The sequence below is a fragment of the Amycolatopsis magusensis genome (assembly GCF_017875555.1).
GTDB lineage: Bacteria > Actinomycetota > Actinomycetes > Mycobacteriales > Pseudonocardiaceae > Amycolatopsis > Amycolatopsis magusensis.
Map to the genome: position 1 here is coordinate 3,796,190 of NZ_JAGGMS010000001.1, position 15,031 is coordinate 3,811,220.

Below are 15,031 nucleotides of genomic sequence, written 5' to 3' on the forward strand. Positions count from 1 at the left end.
TCGTACGGCCTCACGCCGCCTCCTTCACTCCGGCGCGGCTGTGGCCCAGGTGCCTCAGCACCCTCGACGCGGCCAGCGCTCCGGCACGGATCGCGCCTTCGCTGCTCGGCCGCAGGGAAACCCAGTCGCCCGCGTAGTCCACCGGGCCGATCGGGCGTGCTTCGAACGCGGCGCGCAGGGCCAGCGCGGCGGGTGTCGCTTCGGGCAGGCCGTACCGGAACCGGTGCACCAGCGTGTCCCCGGTGGCTTCGCCGAGCCCCGGCAGGAACCGTTCACCGGCCCCGAGCAGGCGCGGCACGATGTCGTCCTCCGGCGCGTCGATCAGCTCGGCGGCCACCGAGGGCGCCGCGCACAGGCTCACCAGGCCACGGCCGCTGGGCACCCGCGAGGCGTGCTTCTCGTGGTCGACGATCACCCCGGACAACACGGATTCCTCGGCGGCGGGGGTGAGCAGCGCGTACGTCGGGCGGCTCGCTTTCAGCCCGAGCGGCCGGTCCAGCAGGCAGCTGAGCTTGAGCATCGGGGTGAACGAGCACGCGCCGAGGAACGACGCCGCCGCCGGATCGGGGTCGGCGTGCAGTTTCGCGGCGATCGGCGCGGGCACGCACAACACCGCCGCCCGCGCGTGGAAGGTCCCGGCCGCCGTGGTCACCTGGGCGTGCGTGCCGTCGGTCGTGACCTGCTCGACCGGGTGCCCGGTTTCGACGTCGAGCCGGGCGGCCAGGCTCCGGGCGAGCGTGTCCATGCCGTCGGCGTAGGTGCGCCACGCGGTGGCCGGGCCGACCGCCAGCATCAGGCAGGCCAGCGGCGCCATCGCGGATCTGTCCGCCTGCCAGCCGAAGAAGTTCGCGCTCAGCGGCTGGAAGAGGTAGTCGTGCAGGTCGCGGTGAAGACCGCGGGCGACTTCGGCGACCGTGGCGGACCCGAGCGGCGTCGCCTCCGGGCGGTCCGTGTCGTAGGACCGCCGACGGCGCTTGGCCTGCAGCAGGAATCGGCTCAGCTCCCAGCGGGCACGCAGGCTGAGCGCCGAACTTTCGGGCGAGAGCGTGAGGTGCGTGCGGCCGTCGCGCCAGACGCCGACCGCACGCCGGATCGACGGCACGTCCGCCGCCGGGATGCCCGCCCGGCGCAGGAGTTCCCAGGTCGCGCGATAGCCCTCGGCGGAGATCTGCTCGGCGCCGGTGTCGATGGTGTACCCGCCCTGGCGCACGCTCTTCATCCGCCCGCCGACCTCGCCGGAGGCCTCGAAGACCCGCACCGACAGCCCGGCCCGCCGTAGTTCGTGTGCCACGGTCAGCCCGGCGATCCCGGCGCCGACCACGGCCACGTCCGGTGCGGCGCTCACGCGGTGGCCAGCACGATGAGGTTCGCCAGCACCATCAGCAGCACCGAAAGGCGGTGCACGCGGAAGCCCATGCGGCGGGCGGTCATGATGTCGCCCGCGCGGAACCCGCGGTAGAACTGCATCGCGCGGAACACCGAAGCCGGGGCCATCGCCAGCACGAACCACCACGGCGCCGCGCCGGTCAGCGAGCCGATCGCGCCGATCGCGAACTCGGCCAGCGAGAGCGCCCCGACGAACAGGGCGTTGGCGCGCGGGGAAACGGTGGACGCGACGGTGGTCCGGCCGACGCTCCGGTCGCCTTCGATGTCGTTGGTGTTGGAGTAGACGCCGAACAGCAGCGGCCCGAGGCCGAAGATCAGCGCCTGCACCAGGACGAACGAATCCAGCCTGCCGGTGGCCAGTGCGTAGGGCGCGAGCACCAGCACCCAGCCGAGCGCGGCCAGGAACAGCTCCTGGAACCCGTGGTAGCTCAGCTTGACGCCGTAGGAGTACTGGATCGACACGACGAAGGTGACCACCATCAGCCCGATCGTCCACATCGGACTGTACGGACCGGCCAGCACGGCCGCGGTCCACAGGATCGCCGCCGCGGCCGCCGCGCCCCAGGCGAACCGCAGCGCCTCCGCGGGCGTCAGCGTGCCCGCGACCAGCGGCTTGCGGAGCTTGCGCCGCAGCGGCGCGTCCGGTCCGTAGTTGGCGATGTCGCTGCCGTCGGTGTAGCCGGTGTAGTCGTCGAAGGCGACCAGCGAAGCCAGCACACACACCTCACCCGCCACGAAGCACAGCAGCATCGGGAACACGCTGACGCTGAACTGCGTGGTGGTGGCCAGGATCGCGGTGAACACCACGAACCCGCTCAGGTAGTAGTCGTAGACGTCGAGCTTGGCGAGCCGCGCGTAACTGCGCAGCTTGCCCTCCCGGATCGGTTCGGCCCGCCACTGGGCGAGCAACCGGTCCTGGCTCCTGGTCATCGTGCCTCCTGGCGGACGAGCGGGCGGGACGGGGCGAAGGCGTGGACCGCGTCGGCGATCAGTTCGACCTGGGCGTCGCTGAGCTGCGGGTGGACCGGCAGCGAGAGGATGCGCGCGGCGGCCGACTCCGCCCGCGGCCAGCGCTGCCCGGGTGGGGCGAACCGGGCGAAGGCGGGCTGGTGCGGCAGGGGGAGCGGGTAGTAGACGTGCGTCTCGATGCCCCGCGCCCGCAGGTGTGCCCGCAGTTCGTCCCGGCGGTCGGCCAGCAGGGTGTAGACGTAGAAGCAGCGACCGTCGCGCCCGGCGGGTGGCGGCTGGATACCCGCGTCCACCAGGGATTCGAAGCGGGCGGTGTAGTAGTCGGCGATCTGGGCCCGGCGTTCCAGCCGCGCGGCCAGCCCGTCGAACCGGTGCAGCTGGAAGGCGGCCTGGATCTCGTCGAACCGGCTGTTGTACCCGATGCGGTGGTGCAGGAACCGGGTCCGCCCGTCCTGGCCGTGGTTGCGCAGCATCCGCACGGTCCGCGCGAGCTCGGCATCGTCGGTGACCACCGCGCCACCCTCGCCCGGCATGCCGAAGGACTTGACCTGCACGAAGGAGAACACCCCGGCGTCGCCCCAGGTGCCTGCCTGCTTGCCGCCGAGCGCGGCGCCCTGCGCGACCGCGGAGTCCTCCAGCACGCGCAGGCCGTGGCGCCGGCCGAGGTCGGTGAACCGCGGCATGTCGGCCATGATCGAGAACAGGTGAGCGGGCACGAGCACCTTGGTGCGCGGGGTGATCGCCGCTTCCGCCAGGTCCGGGTCGATGACCATGGTGTGCGGCCGGATGTCGGTGAACACCGGCGTGGCACCGAGTTCGGCGACGGTGGAGGCGAGTGGCGCGCAGCCGAACGCGGGCACCACCACCTCGTCGCCGGGGCCGACGCCCATCGCGCGCAGGGTGAGCGTGAGCGCCGAGGTGCCGGTCGCGCAGGTGATCACGTCCTCGGCGGGCAGTTCGGTGCGCAGCAGGTGTTCGAAGCGGGCGGTGTGCTCGCCGAGGATGAACCGCTGGTCGGCGGCCGTGCCGATCCGGTGGAGCAGGTCGAGCAGCACCTCGCGGTCCTGCTCGAACAGGTCGGGCGGGAAGAACGGGATGCTCATGCGCTCGCCTCGGCGTAGAACCGGCGGATCCGCGCGCAGACGGTGTGCACGTCCCGCGCTTCGAGGTCCGGGTAGAGCGGGAGCGCCAGCGCGCGGGTGCAGGCCTGCTCGGCGTTCGGCAGCTCCGGGTGCGGGCCGTAGGAGTCGAAGCACGGCTGCCGGTGCAGCGGAATGGGGTAGTAGACCTCGGTGCCGATGCCCGCGGCGGCCAGGTAGGCGGCCAGTTCGTCGCGGCGGTCGGCTTCGACGAGGTAGACGTAGCAGACGTCGCCGGGACCGAGCACCGGCCGGCGCCGGATGCCCTGGATACCGGCGAGCCCGGTCTCGTATTCGAGGGCCAGCGCCCGCCGCCGCGCGATGTCGTCGTCCAGGCAGGTCAGCTTGGCCAGCAGGACCGCGGCCTGGATGTCGTCCATCTTGCTGTTGGTACCGATCAGCCCGGACTCCGTGGCGATGCCGGGGAAGTGGTCGAGGGTGCGGCCGCCGCGGCCGTGGTGGCGCAGCGCGGCCACGCGCCCGGCGATGTCCGGGTCGTCGGTGAGCACCGCGCCCGCGTCGCCGAGCGCGCCGAGGGTCTTGCTCGGGAAGAAGGACAGCACCCCGCCCCGGCCGTGCAGTCCGGCGTGGACCCCGAGCCGGCTCATCCCGATGCCCTCGGCGCTGTCCTCCAGCACCACCAGCCCGTGCCGGGCGGCGACCTCGCCGATCGCGGTCATGTCGGCCATGCCGGTGAACAGGTGCGCGGGCAGCACGAACCGGCTGGCCGGGGTGACGGCGGCGTCGATCGCCTCGGGGGCCAGCGTGTGGTCGCCGGGATCGATGTCGGCGAACTGCGGGACGCCACCGGCGAGCACCACGGCGGAAGCGGTGGCGACGAAGGAGAAAGCGGGCACGATCACCCCGTCGCCCGCTTTCAGCCCGGCCGCCCGCAGCAAAAGAACCAGCGCGTCGGTCCCGCTGTTCACGCCCACCACGTATTGGGCCCCGGTGTATTCGCGGAGCCGCTGCTCCAATTGAGCCACCTGCTTGCCGTGGGAGAACTTCCCGTTGGCGAAAACCTCACCGACCCGGGTGCGGATCTGGGGCCACAGTCGCTCGAACGTGGTGTTCTGCGCGAAGAACCGCACGTCACGCTGGATTTCCTCGCCCGGATCGGCGGTCACTCTCCGCTGTACGGTCACGCACTGAAAGTAGCGGAGCGGAGGGGTGGCGAAAAGAGATGAATGGTGACCGGCCCGGTTTTCACTCTTTGCGGTCGGTTTCCCGGCCCACTTCTCGACTGCGGGCCCGGCCCGGCGGATATTACCGGCACCAGCTCCCCTGATCGACGGAGAATCATGCTGCAAACTCTGGTGCTCGGACTCGGCCGGGCCGGCGCCGCGCTGCACCTGCCGGTCCTTTCCCGGATCGGCGGGTCCGGGCTGCCCGGGTTGTTCGCCGAACACCCCCTGATCGCCTACGATCCCCGGCCGGTCGACCTCCGGCACCTGCCGCGGGTCCGGGTGGCCGCCAGCCTCACCGAGGCGATGGGCCGGGTGGATCCCGCGAAGACGGTCGCGCACCTGTGCACCCCGCCGGGTTCCCGGCTCACCGTGCTCGAAGAACTGGCGCGCAACGGTTTCCGGCAGATCATCGTGGAGAAGCCGCTCGGCGCCGGCCGCCGTGAACTCGACCGGATCGGGGTGCTGCGCCGCCGGTACGGGTTGCAGTTGGCGGTGGTGGCGCCCTGGCTGGTGGCCGGACTGACCGAGCGGCTGGCGAAGCTGGTGCGCTCGGGTGAATTCGGGGCGCTGCGGTCGCTGACGGTGAACCAGCACAAACCGCGGTTCCACCGCTCGCTGACCAATTCCGGGCACACCAACGCCTGCGAGGTCGAGCTGCCGCACGCGGTACCGGTGGCGCTGCGGCTGGGCGGCCCGGCCGAACTGGTCGACGCGGAGTGGACGGACATGGCCTGCGGCGACCGGTCGATCCCGCGGCTCGGGAGCGCGCAGCTGACCCTGCGGCACGAGGGCGGGGTGACGAGCAGGCTGCGGTCCGACCTCACCTCGCCGATCCGCGAGCGCAGCGTCACGCTCAGCCTGGACCACGGCATCATCACCGGCCACTACCCGCTCAGCGCCGAAGACGACCACGCGCAGCTGGAGGTGGTGGCCCCGGACCGGATCGAGCGCGAGGTCTTCCGCGACGACGCGCTGACCACCTTCTTCCTGCGGACCTACCGGGCCTTCCGCGACGGGCTGCCGGTGGACGTCGAAGTGCACGAGCGGGCCGCGCGGCTGCTGATCGAGGCGAAGGAGCGATGCGCCCGGCGGGTGCTGGTGGCGACGCATGCGCCGTGAGCTGTCCTTCGCCGGGATCGGTGACGAGGCGGGCACCAGACTCCCGGCCCAGGTCGCGGCGATCCGGCGGCTGGGCTGGCGGCAGCTGGAGCTGCGCAGCGTGGACGGCCGGGCGCTGGCGGACCTGGGCCACGACGGACTGCGGCGGGTGGAGTCCGCGATCCGCGACGCCGGGGTCGAGGTGGTCTGCCTGGATTCGCGGATCGGGAACTGGGCGCGGCCGATCACCGAGCCGTTCGCCCGCGAGCTGCACGAACTGGACGAGCTGCTCGAGTGGTGCGAGGCGCTGGACACCCGGTTCGTCCGGATCATGTCCTACCCGAACGCCGAGCTGCCCGAGGACGAATGGCGTCACCGGGTGCTCGACCGGATCCGGCGGCTGGCCGAGCGCGCCGCCGAGGCGGACGTGGTGCTGCTGCACGAGAACTGCTCCGGCTGGGCGGGTGCGAGCGCGGACCGCATGCTCGAACTGCTCGCGGCCGTGGGCAACCTGCGGCTGCTGTACGACACCGGCAACGGGGTCGCGCACGGGTACTCCGGCCACGACCTGCTCGCCGAGATCGTCGACCACGTCGCCCATGTGCACGTCAAGGACGCGGTGCTGGTCGACGGCGAAGCCCGCTACTGCATCCCCGGACGGGGTGAGGCCCGCGTGGCCGATTCGCTGCGGCTGCTGCTCGCCCACGGGTACCGGGGCACGTTCTCGCTCGAACCCCACCTGACCGCGGTGCCGCACCAGGGCAGAGTCGCCGGGGACACCGCGGCCGACTCGTTCGTCGCGGCCGGGCGCGCGCTGGAACGGCTGGCCGTGGAGATCCCGCGGTGACCGGGCTGCTGCTGCCGTCCGACCACGAACTGCTGCTGCGGCTGCTGCGGACCCCGACGGTCAGCCCGCTCGAAGCCGGCGGGGGCGAACCCGCCGCGCAGCTGTGGCAGGCGCAGACCGACTACGCCGAAGCCGCGCAGGCCATCGGGTTCCGGCTGGCCCGTCACGACTGCGCGCGGCCGGCGGACGCCCTGCGCGACGACGTGCCCGCCGCCGTCCGGGAGGCCGCGGGCACGCCCGGGTTCCTCGCCGGGCAGCCCAGCCTCGTGCTGCGCCTGGGACGCGCCCTGCCGCTCGGCTCGACGGTCATGTTCAACGTGCACCTGGACACGGTCGCCGGGCTGGAACCGGTGGGCTTCGACGGCCACCGGTTCACCGGGCGCGGCGCGATCGACGCGAAGGGACCGGCGGTGGCGCTGCTGGCCGGGATCCGGCACGCGATCCAGGCCGGCGCGCCGATCGGCCGCGACATCGGGGTGATCCTGCAGGTGGTGTCCGGTGAGGAGGGTGGCGGGCTGGGCACGCTCGGCACCCGGCGGCTGGTCGCGGCCGGGTTCCACGGCCGCGTCAACATCTTCTGCGAGCCCACCGGCCTGCGGTACCTGACCAGGGCGACGGCCGCGATGACCGCGCGCGTCCGGGTCACCGGCCAGGGGTCGATCGACGACCGGCCGGAAGCCGGGCACAACGCCACCGTGCTGCTGGGTTTCCTCGCGCAGCACTTCGCCGCGAGCCTCGGCGGCAGCTTCTGCGTGGCCGGGCTGCACACCGGCGACCAGCACAACCGGGTGTACGGCACCGGTGAGCTGCTGCTGAACCTGCCGTACGAATCCTCCGCCGAGGGCGAGGACCTGGCGGCGCGGGTCGAGCTGGTCTTCCGCGACGGGCTGACGGAGTTCGCCGGGAAGTTCGGCGACAGCCCGGTGTTCGCCCGGACCGCCGCCGACGTCGCCGAGATCACCACGCTCGACTGGCTCAAACGCGGCCTGCCGTGCCTCAACGGCGGTGACCGCTGGGCGGAGAACCTGCTCACCGCGCACGCCGGGCTGACCCCGCACGCCGCCGAAGAACCGGCCTTCACCTGCGACGCGATCTGGATGGACGGGGTACCCGGCGCGTTCACCGCGGTGTTCGGGCCCGGCTCGCTGGCGGAGAACAACGCGCACGCCCCCGGTGAGTACGCCGATCTCGCCGAACTGGAGGAGTTCGCCGCCGCCGTCGCCCGCATCCTGCTCGCCTTCGCCCGAACCCCCGTGTTGAAAGGAACCCGATGACCGCTGAAGTGGTGGCCCCGCCGACCGTCCGCGTGCCCTACGCCGACCTGCTGGACCACGTGAGGCAGGCGTTCGCCCGGCGCGGGGTGCCGGCGCACCGGGCCCGGCTGGCGGCCGAAGCGCTGTGTTACGCCGACCTGCACGGATTCGGTTCACACGGGGTGGCCAATCTGAATCCGTTGTACCTCAAGCAGTTCGAGCAGAAACGGATCGCCGCGGACGCCGAACCGGAGGCGGTCGGCGATCTCGGCGCGTGCGCGGTCTTCGACGCGCACCGGGCACTCGGGCTCTGGGCGGCCGCGGAGGCGATGGACTCGGCCATCGAACGCGCGGAGTGGCACGGGATCGGCCTGGTCTCGGTGCGTGGCGCCACGCACTTCGGGAGCGCGGGTTTCCACGCGCGGCGGGCGGCGCGCCACGGCCTGGTCGGCGTGGTGATGAGCAACTGCGGCAACCAGCGCATCGCGCGCCCGCCCGGCGGCAGCCTGCCGCTGCTCGGCACGAACCCGCTGAGCGTGGCCGCGCCCGCGTTGCCGGAGCACCCGTTCGTGCTGGACATGAGCACCACGGTGGTGCCCACCGGCCGGATCCGCGCGGCGGCGCGGGAGGGCATGCCGATCCCGCCCGGCTGGCTGGTCGACGACCAGGGCTCGCCGGTCACCGATCCCCGTGCGTTCGACGAGGGTCGCGCGCACCTGCAGTGGCTCGGTGGGGCGCCGGAAACGGGCGCCTTCAAGGGTTTCGGGCTGGGACTGGTGGTCGAACTGCTGGCGGCTTCGCTGTCGGGCGCCGGTCACGGCCCGGCCGCGGCGGCACTGACCGGCGACCGCGGCCAGGACGACGACATCGGCTTCTTCGTACTGGCCATCGCGCCCCAGGCCGCGGACTTCGCGGCTGACGTGCGGTCGATGTTCGGCGCCGTGCTGGACTGCCCCGGCACGGTCCGGTACCCGGGCTGGGCGGAAGCCGAGCAGGCCGCGGTGAACCTGCGGGACGGGATACCCCTGCCCGCGCACCTGCACGCCGAACTCGGCCTGGCCACGCCGTGAGGCCGGTCCGGCTGGGCGTGGCGGGGCTCGGCGTCATTTCGAAGTACTACCTGGCGGCGATCTCCGCCCATCCCGGGACCGAGCTGGCCGCGGTCTGCGATCTGCGGCCGGAGGCGCTGGCGCCCTTCGCGGGTGGCGTGGCGTGCTTCACCGACCACACGGCCATGTTCGACCGTGTCGACGCGGTGGTGGTGACCACGCCGAACGACACCCACGAGCAGCTGTGCCGGGACGCGCTGGCCGCCGGGCTCCCGGTCTGCGTGGAGAAGCCGCTGGCGATCGACGTGGAAGCGGGACGGCGGCTCAACCGCCTCGGCGGCCGCCTGTTCACCGCGTTCCACCGGCGCTACAACCGGAACGTGCTGGCGCTCAGGGAATCTCTCGTCGGGTCGCCGAAGATCACCGGGCTGCGGGTGCGGTACCTGGAGAAGATCGAGGAGCACGTCGGCGACGACGCGTGGTACCTCGACATCGACCGGTGCGGTGGCGGGTGCGTCGCCGACAACGGGCCCAACGCGTTCGACCTCGTCCGGATGTTCCTCGGCGAGGTGAGCGTCGAGGACGCCGTGGTCACCCGGGACGCCGCCGGGGTCGACCGCCTCGCGGTGGTCCGGTTGCGCGCGGCCGACGGCACACCGGCCCGGGTCGAGCTGGACTGGTCGCGCCCGGGGGAGACCAAGGACGTCGCTGTCGAGCTGGCCGACGGGACCATGCACACGGCCGACCTGCTCGACGGCTTCACCGGCTTCAAGAACTCCCTGTGGCACGAGTACGAAGGTGTGCTGGCGGCGTTCCTCGGCGGCGAACCGGATCACGGGCTGCCCGCGCTGGAACTGGTGGCCGCGACCTACCACCGTGAACCGGTGCTCCGGTGAAAGAGAACGGGCCCAAGCGCGAGGTGGACGGCGTGCTGGTGAAAGTCCTGCTGCACCGGCGGGACGAACGCGGGATGAGCCTCGAACCCCATGCCAGCCGCTGCGTCCGCCGGGGCGAGGTGCACGAGCTGGTCACCACGGATCACCGCGAAACCGAGGCGGGCGCCCGGATCGACCGGGTGGGGTTCCTCGGTTTCGCCGAGATCTCCTGCGCGGGCGTGCTCGACCGCGGTGACGAGTTCTGGCTCGGCGACACCCTCATCGGCACCGTGCTCGGCTTCGACGCGTGCCACTTCCCCAACCACTACAACATCCTGATCACCCGCGCCGACGTGGTGACCGGCGCCGACCTCGGCCTGACCCCGGAACTCCCCGTGTCCTTCCGCCCGGCCTGAACACCAATGTGGCTTTCGGGGCGGAATCCGCCCCGAAAGCCACATTCGTGTCGCGTATCAGCCCAGCAGGGGCACGCTCAGCTTGCCGAAGTGGAAGCTGCGCACGGCGGCGAGCAGTTCATCGGCGGAGAGCTGACCGTCACCCGAGGTGTCGATCTCGTCGAAGGCCGAGCGGGCTTCGCTCCGGTCCACGCCCACCGCGCTCAGCCAGGTGGCGAACTCGTCCCCGTTGATCTGGCCGTCCCGGTTCGTGTCGCACATGCCGATCACGCCCTTGATCACCGGGCGCATCACGCGGTTGAAGCTGGCTTCGCCCTCTTCGAAGATGAGCTTTTCGGTCACCGCGCGGAACTGGTCCTGCGTGAGCGAGCCGTTGCGGCCCACGCCCGCCTGGGTGGCGAGGTACTCGAACATCCCGGTGAGCGCGTTCTCCAGGTTCCGCCCCTCGGTCGACGAGGACTGCCTGCCGAAGGCCTCGCAGATCCGGCGGGCCTCCTCCTGGAAGTCGGCGAGTTCGAGCGTGCCGTCCCCGTTGGTGTCCCACTTCTCGAAACGCTGGGTGAGCCGATCCTGAGCAACAGCGGTGGTCATGAATTTCCCTTTCCCTACCACGGGTTGATGCGAACTAGCCCCCGCCGGCGGTCCGGCGGAAGATCTCAGAGCAGGCGCACGTGGTGCCCGGCGACCCGGCCGCGGGTGTCGAGCAGGCAGCGGGCTTCCCGCGCCAGCAGTGCGCTCTCGTAGCATTCGTGGTCCTGCAGCAGCACGGTCAGATCCGCGGCGGCGAGCGCGGCGGGCAGGTCCTCCACCCGGTCCAGCGCCACCGAGTCCACTTCGAACCGGTCGATGTACGGGTCGTGGTACCGCAGTCTGGCCCCGCGCTCGGCGAACGCTTCGGCCACCGCGATCGCGGGTGACTCCCGCACGTCCGGCACGTCGGGCTTATAGGTCACGCCGAGCAGCAGCACCTCGGCGCCGTTCAGGCCGTCGGCGAGGATCGCGTCGGCTCGCCGGGCCACGTACTCCGGCATGCCGTCGTTGACCTGCCTGGCCGCGGAAACCAGGCTGAAGGAGAACCCCTCGCGCTGGGCCTTGCTGGTCAGGTACAGCGGGTCGACCGGGATGCAGTGCCCGCCGATGCCGGGGCCCGGCCGGAACGGGGCGAACCCGAACGGTTTGGTCGCCGCGCAGTCCAGCACGTCCCACACGTCGATGTTCATCCGGTCGCAGAACACGGCCATCTCGTTCACCAGCGCGATGTTGACGAACCGGTAGGTGTTCTCCAGCAGTTTCGACATTTCCGCTTCCCGCGTTCCCCTGGCGACCACCACGGTGTCCACCAGTCCGCCGTAGAAGGCGACACCGTGTTTCGCGCAGAGCGGGGTGAGGCCGCCGATCACCTTCGGGGTGTTGGCGATGCCGTAACGCGCATTTCCCGGATCGATCCGTTCCGGTGAATAGACCAGGTGGAAATCCTCGCCGGCGACGAGCCCGCTGCCGCTTTCCAGAATGGGGCGCACCACCTCCTCGGTCGTGCCGGGGAAACTCGTCGATTCCAGTACCACCAGCGTGCCGGGCCGCAGCCGCCCGGCGACGGCGCGCGCCGCCGAGCGGACAGCCCGCAGGTCCGGTTTGCCCTGCGGGGTCAGCCCGGTCGGCACGCAGATCACCACGGTTTCGGCGGTGGCCAGCACGGCGTCGTCCGAGGTGGCCCGGAAGCCGGTGGCGAGCATGTGAGCGAGGTCGTCCCCGGTCACCCCGTGCACCGGCGACCGGCCCGCGTTCAGGCTGCTCACCAGCGGTTCGTCGATGTCGAGGCCGGTGGTGGGCACCCCGGCGCGGCAGGCCTGCCGCGCGAGCGGGAGGCCGACGTAACCGAGCCCCACGACCACCAGGCCGGTGGTGGTCAAGCGGAGAAGCTTCCGCTGCCCGGGGCCACGTGCGAGCCGTGGTTCGGGGCGACTTCGAGCGACGGGGTGAGGCAGAGCGGGTCGCCGTAGATCCGCACGGTGCCGTCCGTGTCGTTGACCAGTACGTGCGCGGCCGCCGGCAATTTGTGGCAGCCCGTCGGATCCTGGTAGACGGTCAGTTCGGTGAATTCCGTTTCGAAGACCATCACCCGGCCGGAAGCGGCCGACGCCGGTGCGGTGACCATCAGCGTGGTGAAAGCCGCGAGAACCGCGGCCATGGAGCAGGTTTTGCGCATGGTGATCCCCTCGTTCGCAGAAATGCGGAATGGCAAACCGTTGCGAAATGTAACGTAGCAGCAGCCCAGAGTGACGGTAAGAGGTCGCGCGCAAGGAGCACCGGAGGAGTGACGGTGTGACGCGACGGGAACCCGTCAGTGGAGCATGATCACCGTGCGTTCACCGCGTGGGACGGGCGAAGAATACGGACGTAGGCGTGAAACTGTTTCGGCTCAGGGCTTTTCTCACGCCTCGTAAACGGCGGACGGGACGAGCCAGCGCGGCAGCGGTTCGCCGGAATCGCGCCACCGCACGGGAATCCCGTCGTAACCGGTGCGGGCCGCGATGATCCCGCCGGTCATGGCGCACACCGTGTCCACGTCTTCGGCGACCCGGGCCGCCGTCCACAGCGCGTCCTCGAAATCGCCGAAGTGGTGTGCCGCCAGCCAAAGCGAGAGCGGCACGGAATCCATCGCGCTCACTTCGCGGCCGTTGCCCAGTTCGCGCGCGGCTTCTTCGGCGGTGCCGCGGAACTCGGCGGCCACCTCGATCCGGCGCCGGACTTCGCCGAGTGCGACTCGCGTGGCCACCGCCCGGAGCAGCTCGCCGCCGTCGAGCGGGCTGGTGCACGCCAGCGCGGCCGCGACGGCCACCGCCACCGCGCCCGCGATGCCTTCCGGGTGCGCGTGGGTGACTTCGGCCGACTTGGCGGCTTCGGTGACCACCCGGTCCAGCTCCGGGGCGAACCAGGCGCCGAGCGGGGCGACCCGCATCGCGGCACCGTTGCCCCACGACCCGCCGCCGAAGACCGACCGCGCGATGTCCCGCCACGACTCGCCGCGCCGGTACCGCAGCAGCACCCGCTCGGCGCCGGGGCCGTAACCGCGGTCCGGGTCGAAGTGGCGCTGGAAGTGGTCGGCGAGGTCGTCCTGGTCGAGGTGGCCGTGCCGGTCGAGCACGCTGAGCACCGAGCAGGCCATCTCGGTGTCGTCGGTCCAGGCCCACGGCCCCGGCGGCAGCACCCGGCCGACGACGTCGGGGTGATCGCCCGGCAAGGTGATCCGCGCGCCGAAGGCGTCACCGATCCTCAGGCCGTGGAGGCTGGCGTACGCGGGGCTCAGGGGTGCCATGCCCGCCACTATGCCAAAGCCGGCCGCCCGGGTTGGCGGAATCGCGGTACCGGCCAGTCGGTCTGACAGATGCCGGTCGCGGCCGCTTCGGCCAAGCTGGGGTCCGGGCAAATCGGACGAGGAGGCGGTCATGCCGGAAACCCGCAAACCAGGACGGCTCCGACGACGGCTCGGCTGGGTGGCACTCGGCTTCGTGCTGGTGGTCGCGCTGCTGGTCGCGGTGGGGGCGTACGCGCTCGACCCGGGCGGTGATCCGCCGGATCCGGCGGGCCTGGGGGCGAACCCGCAGGTGGGCGCGCCCGACGAGCAGACCATTCCGACGGTCAACGGCGCGAACGTGATCGGCTGGCCCGCCGACAAGGCGCCGACCGCGCCACCGGGCTTCACCGTCACGCGGTTCGCGGCCGGGCTGGACCACCCGCGCTGGCTGTACCAGCTGCCCAACGGCGACGTGCTCGCCGCGGAGTCGGCCACCGCGCCGGGCGGTGGGTTGTTCGCCTCGCTGTTCGACCTGGTGCGCGGCAACGACGGCTCGCGCGGGGAGAGCGCGAACCGCATCACGCTGCTGCGCGATGCCGACGGGGACGGGGTCGCCGAGTTCCGCACGCCGTTCCTGGAGAACCTCAACCAGCCGTTCGGCATGGCGCTGATCGGCGAGGCGCTGTACGTCGGCAACACCGACAGCGTCTGGCGCTTCCCGTACCGCGAAGGCGAAACCCGGATCAGCGACCCGGGGCAGAAGATCCTCGACCTGCCCGCGGGTGGCTACAACAACCACTGGACGCGCAACGTCGTCGCCGCGCCCGACGGCTCGAAGCTGTACGTGACCGTCGGTTCCGGCAGCAACGTCGCGGAAAACGGGCTGGACAACGAGATCCGGCGCGCGATGGTGCTCGAGATCAACCCGGACGGCACCGGGGAGCGGGTGCTCGCCTCGGGGATGCGCAACCCCAACGGCCTCGACTTCGAACCGCAGACAGGTACATTGTGGACGGTCGTGAACGAGCGGGACATGCTCGGCGACGACGTGCCGCCGGACTATCTGACCCGCGTGCGCGACGGCGACTTCTACGGCTGGCCGTGGAGCTACTGGGGGCAGCGGGTGGACGAGCGGGTCGAGCCCCAGCGGCCGGACCTGGTGTCGAAGTCGCTGGTGCCGGACTACTCGCTCGGCGCGCACACCGCGCCGCTCGGCCTGGCTTTCTACCGCGGCAGCGCTTTTGACGAGCGCTACCGTGGCGGCGCGTTCATCGGTGAGCACGGATCGTGGAACCGCGGCCGGTCGGTCGGCTTCACGGTCGACTTCGTGCCGTTCCGCGACGGGATGCCGAGTGGTCCGCCGGAGGAGTTCCTCACCGGGTTCAAGCCTGACCCGGACAATGCCGACACCTATGGCCGTCCGGTCGGGGTGCTCGGCACGAAAGCGGGCGAACTGCTCGTCGCGGACGACGCCGGGCACACCGTGTGGCGCGTGGCGGCGGGGTGACGTGCCGGAA

General features: G+C 71.7%; 15 protein-coding genes. 7 read left to right on the plus strand and 8 right to left on the minus strand.

The annotated features are described in order from the left end of the window. Nucleotides 1–10: 10 nt before the first annotated feature. Genes JOM49_RS16875 through JOM49_RS16890 form a run of 4 tightly spaced genes read right to left on the minus strand, consistent with a single transcriptional unit; the run spans nt 11 to nt 4,639 of the window. Entirely contained in the window at nt 11–1,345 is a 1,335-nt protein-coding gene (locus JOM49_RS16875) for a protoporphyrinogen/coproporphyrinogen oxidase (protein WP_209665230.1), read from the minus strand. Further along, nucleotides 1,342–2,316: a UbiA family prenyltransferase gene (locus tag JOM49_RS16880; protein ID WP_209665231.1), complete on the minus strand. Its 975-nt coding sequence runs from the start codon at nt 2,314–2,316 to the stop codon at nt 1,342–1,344. The genes JOM49_RS16875 and JOM49_RS16880 overlap by 4 nt, the downstream gene beginning before the upstream one ends. Beyond that, nucleotides 2,313–3,458, minus strand: coding sequence for a DegT/DnrJ/EryC1/StrS family aminotransferase (locus JOM49_RS16885; protein WP_209665232.1), 1,146 nt, complete (start codon nt 3,456–3,458; stop codon nt 2,313–2,315). Before JOM49_RS16885 ends, JOM49_RS16880 begins: the two co-directional genes overlap by 4 nt. Further along, nucleotides 3,455–4,639: a DegT/DnrJ/EryC1/StrS family aminotransferase gene (locus JOM49_RS16890; protein WP_308158765.1), complete on the minus strand. Its 1,185-nt coding sequence runs from the start codon at nt 4,637–4,639 to the stop codon at nt 3,455–3,457. Before JOM49_RS16890 ends, JOM49_RS16885 begins: the two co-directional genes overlap by 4 nt. Before the next feature lie 156 nt (nt 4,640–4,795). Here JOM49_RS16890 and JOM49_RS16895 point away from each other — a divergent pair, with 156 nt between their 5' ends. Genes JOM49_RS16895 through JOM49_RS16920 form a run of 6 tightly spaced genes read left to right on the plus strand, consistent with a single transcriptional unit; the run spans nt 4,796 to nt 10,219 of the window. Further along, nucleotides 4,796–5,800, plus strand: coding sequence for a Gfo/Idh/MocA family oxidoreductase (locus JOM49_RS16895; protein ID WP_209665233.1), 1,005 nt, complete (start codon nt 4,796–4,798; stop codon nt 5,798–5,800). Further along, a complete protein-coding gene (locus JOM49_RS16900) occupies nt 5,790–6,626 on the plus strand; it encodes a sugar phosphate isomerase/epimerase family protein (protein ID WP_209665234.1) in 837 nt (278 codons plus the stop codon). The genes JOM49_RS16895 and JOM49_RS16900 overlap by 11 nt, the downstream gene beginning before the upstream one ends. Further along, nucleotides 6,623–7,900 (plus strand): M20/M25/M40 family metallo-hydrolase, encoded by a 1,278-nt coding sequence (locus JOM49_RS16905; RefSeq protein WP_308158766.1) that lies wholly within the window; start codon nt 6,623–6,625, stop codon nt 7,898–7,900. The genes JOM49_RS16900 and JOM49_RS16905 overlap by 4 nt, the downstream gene beginning before the upstream one ends. Then, nucleotides 7,897–8,949 carry an Ldh family oxidoreductase gene (locus tag JOM49_RS16910; RefSeq protein ID WP_209665235.1) on the plus strand — a complete coding sequence of 351 codons (1,053 nt, stop codon included), beginning with the start codon at nt 7,897–7,899 and terminating at the stop codon, nt 8,947–8,949. The genes JOM49_RS16905 and JOM49_RS16910 overlap by 4 nt, the downstream gene beginning before the upstream one ends. Further along, nucleotides 8,946–9,824: a Gfo/Idh/MocA family protein gene (locus tag JOM49_RS16915; RefSeq protein WP_209665236.1), complete on the plus strand. Its 879-nt coding sequence runs from the start codon at nt 8,946–8,948 to the stop codon at nt 9,822–9,824. Before JOM49_RS16910 ends, JOM49_RS16915 begins: the two co-directional genes overlap by 4 nt. After that, nucleotides 9,821–10,219 carry a DUF6917 domain-containing protein gene (locus JOM49_RS16920; protein ID WP_209665237.1) on the plus strand — a complete coding sequence of 133 codons (399 nt, stop codon included), beginning with the start codon at nt 9,821–9,823 and terminating at the stop codon, nt 10,217–10,219. Before JOM49_RS16915 ends, JOM49_RS16920 begins: the two co-directional genes overlap by 4 nt. A 57-nt stretch (nt 10,220–10,276) precedes the next feature. Here the strand turns inward: JOM49_RS16920 and JOM49_RS16925 are convergent, their stop codons facing one another. From JOM49_RS16925 to JOM49_RS16940, 4 genes are all read right to left on the minus strand, one after another. Next, on the minus strand, nt 10,277–10,810 hold the full coding sequence (locus tag JOM49_RS16925; RefSeq protein WP_209665238.1) for an EF-hand domain-containing protein: 534 nt from the start codon (nt 10,808–10,810) through the stop codon (nt 10,277–10,279). A 65-nt stretch (nt 10,811–10,875) separates the two neighbouring features. Then, a complete protein-coding gene (locus JOM49_RS16930) occupies nt 10,876–12,129 on the minus strand; it encodes a nucleotide sugar dehydrogenase (protein WP_209665239.1) in 1,254 nt (417 codons plus the stop codon). Next, entirely contained in the window at nt 12,126–12,425 is a 300-nt protein-coding gene (locus JOM49_RS16935; RefSeq protein WP_245369353.1) for a hypothetical protein, read from the minus strand. The genes JOM49_RS16930 and JOM49_RS16935 overlap by 4 nt, the downstream gene beginning before the upstream one ends. 225 nt (nt 12,426–12,650) lie before the next feature. Continuing rightward, nucleotides 12,651–13,535, minus strand: coding sequence for an ADP-ribosylglycohydrolase family protein (locus JOM49_RS16940; RefSeq protein ID WP_209665240.1), 885 nt, complete (start codon nt 13,533–13,535; stop codon nt 12,651–12,653). A gap of 130 nt (nt 13,536–13,665) precedes the next feature. Here JOM49_RS16940 and JOM49_RS16945 point away from each other — a divergent pair, with 130 nt between their 5' ends. Then, nucleotides 13,666–15,021, plus strand: coding sequence for a PQQ-dependent sugar dehydrogenase (locus tag JOM49_RS16945; RefSeq protein WP_209665241.1), 1,356 nt, complete (start codon nt 13,666–13,668; stop codon nt 15,019–15,021). Nucleotides 15,022–15,031 lie beyond the last annotated feature (10 nt).

Coding starts and splice junctions, on each gene's coding strand:
- JOM49_RS16910 (WP_209665235.1), top strand. CDS start 7,897: ATGACCGCTGAAGTGGTGGCCCCGCCGACCGTCCGCGTGCCCTACGCC.
- JOM49_RS16925 (WP_209665238.1), bottom strand. CDS start 10,810: ATGACCACCGCTGTTGCTCAGGATCGGCTCACCCAGCGTTTCGAGAAG.
- JOM49_RS16880 (WP_209665231.1), bottom strand. CDS start 2,316: ATGACCAGGAGCCAGGACCGGTTGCTCGCCCAGTGGCGGGCCGAACCG.
- JOM49_RS16940 (WP_209665240.1), bottom strand. CDS start 13,535: ATGGCACCCCTGAGCCCCGCGTACGCCAGCCTCCACGGCCTGAGGATC.
- JOM49_RS16895 (WP_209665233.1), top strand. CDS start 4,796: ATGCTGCAAACTCTGGTGCTCGGACTCGGCCGGGCCGGCGCCGCGCTG.
- JOM49_RS16945 (WP_209665241.1), top strand. CDS start 13,666: ATGCCGGAAACCCGCAAACCAGGACGGCTCCGACGACGGCTCGGCTGG.
- JOM49_RS16885 (WP_209665232.1), bottom strand. CDS start 3,458: ATGAGCATCCCGTTCTTCCCGCCCGACCTGTTCGAGCAGGACCGCGAG.
- JOM49_RS16935 (WP_245369353.1), bottom strand. CDS start 12,425: ATGCGCAAAACCTGCTCCATGGCCGCGGTTCTCGCGGCTTTCACCACG.
- JOM49_RS16900 (WP_209665234.1), top strand. CDS start 5,790: ATGCGCCGTGAGCTGTCCTTCGCCGGGATCGGTGACGAGGCGGGCACC.